We start from the raw sequence: 7,024 nt of genomic DNA on the forward strand, positions 1-7,024 counted from the left end.
CAGGCCTCAGCATTTTATTATGGTGATCCCCTGGGCGAAATGCGCCTGGTAAGCAGAGTTTTTGAAATGTAAGGCCTTTGAATAAGACAAAAGGCTGCCTCATCGCTAACTTTGCAACAGTGCCCGCCGATGCGCTCAAGCCGTGGATTGCGCGGCGTGAACGCTGGCCGTCCTTTCTGATCCGGCGCGATCCGCGCGACATCAGCCGTATCTGGGTCCTGGAACCGGAGGGACAGCATTACCTGGAAATTCCCTACCGTACCTTGTCGCATCCGGCTGTCACCCTCTGGGAACAACGGCAGGCGCTGGCGAAACTGCGGCAGCAAGGGCGCGAACAGGTGGATGAGTCGGCGCTGTTCCGCATGATCGGCCAGATGCGTGAGATTGTGACCAGCGCGCAGAAGGCCACACGCAAGGCGCGGCGTGACGCGGATCGCCGCCAGCACCTCAAGACATCAGCTCGGCCGGACAAGCCCGTTCCGCCGGATACGGATATTGCCGACCCGCAGGCAGACAACTTGCCACCCGCCAAACCGTTCGACCAGATTGAGGAGTGGTAGCCGTGGACGAATATCCCATCATCGACCTGTCCCACCTGCTGCCGGCGGCCCAGGGCTTGGCCCGTCTTCCGGCGGACGAGCGCATCCAGCGCCTTCGCGCCGACCGCTGGATCGGCTATCCGCGCGCAGTCGAGGCGCTGAACCGGCTGGAAGCCCTTTATGCGTGGCCAAACAAGCAACGCATGCCCAACCTGCTGCTGGTTGGCCCGACCAACAATGGCAAGTCGATGATCGTCGAGAAGTTCCGCCGCACCCACCCGGCCAGCTCCGACGCCGACCAGGAGCACATCCCGGTGTTGGTCGTGCAGATGCCGTCCGAGCCGTCCGTGATCCGCTTCTACGTCGCGCTGCTCGCCGCGATGGGCGCGCCGCTGCGCCCACGCCCACGGTTGCCGGAAATGGAGCAACTGGCTCTGGCACTGCTGCGCAAGGTCGGCGTGCGCATGCTGGTGATCGACGAGCTGCACAACGTGCTGGCCGGCAACAGCGTCAACCGCCGGGAATTCCTCAACCTGCTGCGCTTCCTCGGCAACGAACTGCGCATCCCGTTGGTTGGGGTAGGCACGCGCGACGCCTACCTAGCCATCCGCTCCGATGACCAGTTGGAAAATCGCTTCGAGCCGATGATGCTGCCGGTATGGGAGGCCAACGACGATTGCTGCTCACTGCTGGCCAGCTTCGCCGCTTCGCTCCCGCTGCGCCGGCCTTCCCCAATTGCCACGCTGGACATGGCTCGCTACCTGCTCACACGCAGCGAGGGCACCATAGGGGAACTGGCGCACTTGCTGATGGCGGCGGCCATCGTCGCCGTGGAGAGCGGCGAGGAAGCGATCAACCATCGCACACTCAGCATGGCCTGTCGACAACCTCTCGCGCAACCAAGACATCGCGGTCGGACTGCAAGTGATCTTGAAGCCACGGGCCCGTCCCACCCCGACATGGACCTCGATGCCCGAACGGACGTTAGATTTCGAGTTCTAGGCGTTCTGCGATGAAGGTTGGATCCCAGCCGGGATTGAAAGTGTCGACGTGGGTGAATCCGAGCCGCTCGTATAGGCCACGCAGGTTCGGGTGGCAGTCGAGCCGCAGCTTGGCGCACCCCTGCGTTCGCGCGGCATGGCGGCAAGCCTCGATCAGCGCGGAGCTGACACCCCGGCCCGCATGTGTCCGTCGCACCGCGAGCTTGTGCAGATATGCGGCCTCCCCCTTGAGGGCGTCGGGCCAGAACTCGGGATCCTCGGCCGACAAGGTGCAACAGCCGACGATGCCGTCGCTGCAACTCGCGACTAGGAGCTCGGATCTCAGGACGAAGGTCTCCGCGAATGTCCGGTCGATCCGCGCGACGTCCCAGGCGGGCGTTCCCTTGGCGGACATCCACGCCGCAGCGTCGTGCATCAGCCGCACAACCTCGTCGATATCACCCGAGCAGGCGACCCGAACGTTCGGAGGCTCCTCGCTGTCCATTCGCTCCCCTGGCGCGGTATGAACCGCCGCCTCATAGTGCAGTTTGATCCTGACGAGCCCAGCATGTCTGCGCCCACCTTCGCGGAACCTGACCAGGGTCCGCTAGCGGGCGGCCGGAAGGTGAATGCTAGGCATGATCTAACCCTCGGTCTCTGGCGTCGCGACTGCGAAATTTCGCGAGGGTTTCCGAGAAGGTGATTGCGCTTCGCAGATCTCCAGGCGCGTGGGTGCGGACGTAGTCAGCGCCATTGCCGATCGCGTGAAGTTCCGCCGCAAGGCTCGCTGGACCCAGATCCTTTACAGGAAGGCCAACGGTGGCGCCCAAGAAGGATTTCCGCGACACCGAGACCAATAGCGGAAGCCCCAACGCCGACTTCAGCTTTTGAAGGTTCGACAGCACGTGCAGCGATGTTTCCGGTGCGGGGCTCAAGAAAAATCCCATCCCCGGATCGAGGATGAGCCGGTCGGCAGCGACCCCGCTCCGTCGCAAGGCGGAAACCCGCGCCTCGAAGAACCGCACAATCTCGTCGAGCGCGTCTTCGGGTCGAAGGTGACCGGTGCGGGTGGCGATGCCATCCCGCTGCGCTGAGTGCATAACCACCAGCCTGCAGTCCGCCTCAGCAATATCGGGATAGAGCGCAGGGTCAGGAAATCCTTGGATATCGTTCAGGTAGCCCACGCCGCGCTTGAGCGCATAGCGCTGGGTTTCCGGTTGGAAGCTGTCGATTGAAACACGGTGCATCTGATCGGACAGGGCGTCTAAGAGCGGCGCAATACGTCTGATCTCATCGGCCGGCGATACAGGCCTCGCGTCCGGATGGCTGGCGGCCGGTCCGACATCCACGACGTCTGATCCGACTCGCAGCATTTCGATCGCCGCGGTGACAGCGCCGGCGGGGTCTAGCCGCCGGCTCTCATCGAAGAAGGAGTCCTCGGTGAGATTCAGAATGCCGAACACCGTCACCATGGCGTCGGCCTCCGCAGCGACTTCCACGATGGGGATCGGGCGAGCAAAAAGGCAGCAATTATGAGCCCCATACCTACAAAGCCCCACGCATCAAGCTTTTGCCCATGAAGCAACCAGGCAATGGCTGTAATTATGACGACGCCGAGTCCCGACCAGACTGCATAAGCAACACCGACAGGGATGGATTTCAGAACCAGAGAAAGAAAATAAAATGCGATGCCATAACCGATTATGACAACGGCGGAAGGGGCAAGCTTAGTAAAGCCCTCGCTAGATTTTAATGCGGATGTTGCGATTACTTCGCCAACTATTGCGATAACAAGAAAAAGCCAGCCTTTCATGATATATCTCCCAATTTGTGTAGGGCTTATTATGCACGCTTAAAAATAATAAAAGCAGACTTGACCTGATAGTTTGGCTGTGAGCAATTATGTGCTTAGTGCATCTAACGCCGGAGTTAAGCCGCCGCGCGTAGCGCGGTCGGCTTGAACGAATTGTTAGACATCATTTACCAACTGACTTGATGATCTCGCCTTTCACAAAGCGAATAAATTCTTCCAAGTGATCTGCGCGTGAGGCCAAGTGATCTTCTTTTTGTCCCAGATAAGCTTGCTTAGCTTCAAGTAAGACGGGCTGATACTGGGCAGGTAGGCGTTTTATTGCCCAGTCGGCAGCGACATCCTTCGGCGCGATTTTGCCGGTTATTGCGCTGTACCAAATGCGGGACAACGTAAGCACTACATTTCGCTCATCGCCGGCCCAGTCGGGCTGCGAGTTCCATAGCTTCAAGGTTTCCCTCAGCGCCTCGAATAGATCCTGTTCAGGAACCGGGTCAAAGAATTCCTCCGCTGCCGGACCTACCAAGGCAACGCTATGTTCTCTTGCTTTTGTAAGCAGGATAGCTAGATCAATGTCGATCATGGCTGGCTCGAAGATACCCGCAAGAATGTCATTGCGCTGCCATTCTCCAAATTGCAGCTCGCGCTTAGCCGGATAACGCCACGGGATGATGTCGTCATGCACGACAAGGGTGACTTCTATAGCGCGGAGCGTCTCGCTCTCGCCAGGGAAAGCCGAAGCCTCCATAAGATCATTGAGCAATGCTCGCCGCGTCGTTTCATCAAGCTTTACGGCCACAGTAACCAACAAATCAATATCGCTGTATGGCTTCAGGCCGCCATCCACTGCGGAGCCGTACAAATGCACGGCCAGCAACGTTGATTCCAGATGGCGCTCAATGACGCTTAGCACCTCTGATAGTTGGTTCGAAATTTCGATGGTCACCGCTTCCCTCATGATGTCTAACGGGCGAGGTAAGCCGACCGCAGAATGCGGGTCGGCTTGACCGAAATGTTAGAACCAGAAGCCAAAACGGATAACTTGAATTTGGCGACGGGCGCTAACCGTGAAAAAACGCTGCGCCACCGAGGCGGCACAGCACTGCAAAAACGATAGCTGCTTGCGCTTGCTACGCAAGGGCTAGAGGCCAAAAAGACTGAAAACCTGCGCAGCCCATGCAGGCGAAGCCCGGAAAAAAGGCAAAACAGGCACTGAATAACGCCTGAAAAGCTAAATGCCGTTTGAATAAACATGAGCTAAATAAAGCTGGGTTTCAGTGGTGCTAACGTTGGACGTAACGAGAGCCGGAGCGCAGCGGAGGGAACCAAAATGCGCAGCATTTTGGCGTCCCGTTGACGGAATGGTTAGCCGTTTCGACGCGCATAAACGGAGTGGGTGTACGGAATTACAGCTTGAATGGTTTCGGTTGAGACAAGCTCGAATTCTGTTTCGTTGAGCATTGGGAAGAAGGCGTCACCCTCGAAGGTTTGATGTACCTCAGATAGAAACACGCCGTGGGCGTGAGGTAGTGCCAGAGTGTATATCTCAGCTCCGCCCGCGACGTAGAGTTCATTGCCGAGTTCGGATGCCAAAGCGATAGCGTGCGACAGCGTTGAAACAACTACGCAGCCAGTGGCGCGGTAGTTAGCTTGGCGTGAGATTACCAATGTGTGACGGTTCGGTAGAGGCTTGCCGATAGACTCAAAGGTCTTTCGCCCCATGACAACGACTTTTCCCTCAGTGAGTCTGCGAAAAATCTTCTGCTCACCCGGAATTTTCCAGGGGATATTAGGACCATTGCCAATAACCCGATTGGCTCCCATCGCAGCAACGAGATAAATGCGTACTGATTCCGAGTTCATATGGCTAACTTTGTTTTAGGGCGACTGCCCTGCTGCGTAACATCGTTGCTGCTCCATAACATCAAACATCGACCCACGGCGTAACGCGCTTGCTGCTTGGATGCCCGAGGCATAGACTGTACAAAAAAACAGTCATAACAAGCCATGAAAACCGCCACTGCGCCGTTACCACCGCTGCGTTCGGTCAAGGTTCTGGACCAGTTGCGTGAGCGCATACGCTACTTGCATTACAGTTTACGAACCGAACAGGCTTATGTCAACTGGGTTCGTGCCTTCATCCGTTTCCACGGTGTGCGTCACCCGGCAACCTTGGGCAGCAGCGAAGTCGAGGCATTTCTGTCCTGGCTGGCGAACGAGCGCAAGGTTTCGGTCTCCACGCATCGTCAGGCATTGGCGGCCTTGCTGTTCTTCTACGGCAAGGTGCTGTGCACGGATCTGCCCTGGCTTCAGGAGATCGGAAGACCTCGGCCGTCGCGGCGCTTGCCGGTGGTGCTGACCCCGGATGAAGTGGTTCGCATCCTCGGTTTTCTGGAAGGCGAGCATCGTTTGTTCGCCCAGCTTCTGTATGGAACGGGCATGCGGATCAGTGAGGGTTTGCAACTGCGGGTCAAGGATCTGGATTTCGATCACGGCACGATCATCGTGCGGGAGGGCAAGGGCTCCAAGGATCGGGCCTTGATGTTACCCGAGAGCTTGGCACCCAGCCTGCGCGAGCAGCTGTCGCGTGCACGGGCATGGTGGCTGAAGGACCAGGCCGAGGGCCGCAGCGGCGTTGCGCTTCCCGACGCCCTTGAGCGGAAGTATCCGCGCGCCGGGCATTCCTGGCCGTGGTTCTGGGTTTTTGCGCAGCACACGCATTCGACCGATCCACGGAGCGGTGTCGTGCGTCGCCATCACATGTATGACCAGACCTTTCAGCGCGCCTTCAAACGTGCCGTAGAACAAGCAGGCATCACGAAGCCCGCCACACCGCACACCCTCCGCCACTCGTTCGCGACGGCCTTGCTCCGCAGCGGTTACGACATTCGAACCGTGCAGGATCTGCTCGGCCATTCCGACGTCTCTACGACGATGATTTACACGCATGTGCTGAAAGTTGGCGGTGCCGGAGTGCGCTCACCGCTTGATGCGCTGCCGCCCCTCACTAGTGAGAGGTAGGGCAGCGCAAGTCAATCCTGGCGGATTCACTACCCCTGCGCGAAGGCCATCGGTGCCGCATCGAACGGCCGGTTGCGGAAAGTCCTCCCTGCGTCCGCTGATGGCCGGCAGCAGCCCGTCGTTGCCTGATGGATCCAACCCCTCCGCTGCTATAGTGCAGTCGGCTTCTGACGTTCAGTGCAGCCGTCTTCTGAAAACGACAATGGAGGTGGTAGCCGAGGGTGTGGAAACACCCGACTGCCTTGCGTGGTTGCGGCAGGCGGGTTGCGACACGGTGCAGGGTTTCCTGTTCGCCAGGCCGATGCCGGCGGCGGCCTTCGTCGGCTTCGTCAACCAATGGAGGAACACCACCATGAACGCCAATGAACCGAGCACCAGTTGCTGCGTGTGCTGCAAGGAAATCCCGCTCGATGCCGCCTTCACGCCGGAAGGGGCCGAGTACGTGGAGCATTTCTGCGGGCTGGAGTGCTATCAGCGCTTCCAGGCGCGGGCCAGCACTGCGACCGAAACCAGCGTCAAACCGGACGCTTGTGATTCGCCGCCGTCAGGTTGAGGCATACCCTAACCTGATGTCAGATGCCATGTGTAAATTGCGTCAGGATAGGATTGAATTTTGAATTTATTGACATATCTCGTTGAAGGTCATAGAGTCTTCCCTGACATTTTGCAGGGAA

The 7,024-nt window shown here is 58.5% G+C and carries 10 protein-coding genes and 1 pseudogene; 5 read left to right on the forward strand and 6 right to left on the reverse strand.

Annotated elements, in window-relative coordinates; translation table 11 throughout:
- The 3 genes from ACSIPU_RS29705 to ACSIPU_RS29715 all read left to right on the forward strand — a co-directional run.
- The coding region (locus ACSIPU_RS29705; protein WP_032414367.1) for a hypothetical protein at nt 1-72 on the forward strand (72 nt) is incomplete at its 5' end.
- A gap of 5 nt (nt 73-77) precedes the next feature.
- Nucleotides 78-560, forward strand: coding sequence for a Mu transposase C-terminal domain-containing protein (locus tag ACSIPU_RS29710; RefSeq protein WP_001044207.1), 483 nt, complete (start codon nt 78-80; stop codon nt 558-560).
- A gap of 2 nt (nt 561-562) precedes the next feature.
- Entirely contained in the window at nt 563-1,555 is a 993-nt protein-coding gene (locus tag ACSIPU_RS29715; protein WP_001381192.1) for a TniB family NTP-binding protein, read from the forward strand.
- Here ACSIPU_RS29715 and ACSIPU_RS29720 read toward each other — a convergent pair.
- The 6 genes and pseudogenes from ACSIPU_RS29720 to dfrA12 form a co-directional block, all read right to left on the reverse strand.
- The gene (locus ACSIPU_RS29720; protein ID WP_000376623.1) at nt 1,524-2,024 is read right to left on the reverse strand and encodes a GNAT family N-acetyltransferase; all 501 of its coding nucleotides are present in this window, start codon (nt 2,022-2,024) and stop codon (nt 1,524-1,526) included. The two genes, ACSIPU_RS29715 and ACSIPU_RS29720, sit on opposite strands and share 32 nt — an antisense overlap.
- 127 nt (nt 2,025-2,151) lie before the next feature.
- On the reverse strand, nt 2,152-2,991 hold the full coding sequence (gene sul1 / locus ACSIPU_RS29725; RefSeq protein WP_000259031.1) for a sulfonamide-resistant dihydropteroate synthase Sul1: 840 nt from the start codon (nt 2,989-2,991) through the stop codon (nt 2,152-2,154).
- Nucleotides 2,985-3,332, reverse strand: coding sequence for a quaternary ammonium compound efflux SMR transporter QacE delta 1 (locus tag ACSIPU_RS29730; RefSeq protein WP_000679427.1), 348 nt, complete (start codon nt 3,330-3,332; stop codon nt 2,985-2,987). The genes sul1 and ACSIPU_RS29730 overlap by 7 nt, the downstream gene beginning before the upstream one ends.
- 116 nt (nt 3,333-3,448) lie before the next feature.
- Nucleotides 3,449-4,287 (reverse strand): annotated as a pseudogene (locus ACSIPU_RS29735) (AadA family aminoglycoside 3''-O-nucleotidyltransferase).
- 5 nt (nt 4,288-4,292) lie between these two features.
- A complete protein-coding gene (locus ACSIPU_RS29740) occupies nt 4,293-4,583 on the reverse strand; it encodes a DUF1010 domain-containing protein (protein WP_001336345.1) in 291 nt (96 codons plus the stop codon).
- A 111-nt stretch (nt 4,584-4,694) separates the two neighbouring features.
- Nucleotides 4,695-5,192 (reverse strand): trimethoprim-resistant dihydrofolate reductase DfrA12, encoded by a 498-nt coding sequence (gene dfrA12, locus ACSIPU_RS29745; RefSeq protein WP_001083725.1) that lies wholly within the window; start codon nt 5,190-5,192, stop codon nt 4,695-4,697.
- Nucleotides 5,193-5,336: 144 nt separating this feature from the next.
- Here dfrA12 and intI1 point away from each other — a divergent pair, with 144 nt between their 5' ends.
- Together intI1 and ACSIPU_RS29755 are read left to right on the forward strand one after the other, a co-directional pair.
- Nucleotides 5,337-6,350, forward strand: a complete 1,014-nt coding sequence (gene intI1 / locus ACSIPU_RS29750; RefSeq protein ID WP_000845054.1) for a class 1 integron integrase IntI1 — start codon at nt 5,337-5,339, stop codon at nt 6,348-6,350.
- A gap of 202 nt (nt 6,351-6,552) precedes the next feature.
- Nucleotides 6,553-6,903: a DUF3330 domain-containing protein gene (locus ACSIPU_RS29755; protein ID WP_000454193.1), complete on the forward strand. Its 351-nt coding sequence runs from the start codon at nt 6,553-6,555 to the stop codon at nt 6,901-6,903.
- Nucleotides 6,904-7,024 lie beyond the last annotated feature (121 nt).

Origin of the sequence: Klebsiella sp. HN106 (assembly GCF_051209435.1) — a bacterium.
In the GTDB taxonomy this organism is placed as follows: domain Bacteria; phylum Pseudomonadota; class Gammaproteobacteria; order Enterobacterales; family Enterobacteriaceae; genus Klebsiella; species Klebsiella oxytoca.